A 239-nucleotide genomic window follows, 5' to 3' on the forward strand; every position below is an offset into this window, starting at 1 on the left:
GGAGAAGGTCCTCACCCGGCTGCGCGAGCGGATCGCCAAGGTGCCCGGCGCGGCGCTCTATCTCAACGCCGGCCAGGACGTGCGCCTGGGCGGCCGCGACAGCAACGCGCAGTACGAATTCACCCTGCGCAGCGACGACCTGACCATGCTCCGCGAATGGGCGCCGATGGTCGTGGCGGCGATGCGCAAGCTGCCGCAGCTGGTGGACGTCAACAGCGACTCCCAGGACAAGGGCGTGC

Annotated in this window: 1 protein-coding gene; it reads left to right on the forward strand. The window is 69.9% G+C overall.

Translation table 11 applies throughout. The features are described from left to right. The coding region (locus tag OH705_RS28645; RefSeq protein WP_267303625.1) for an efflux RND transporter permease subunit at positions 1–239 on the forward strand (239 nt) is incomplete at both ends.

The organism is Pseudomonas sp. BJa3, from assembly GCF_026343815.1.
GTDB lineage: Bacteria > Pseudomonadota > Gammaproteobacteria > Pseudomonadales > Pseudomonadaceae > Aquipseudomonas > Aquipseudomonas soli.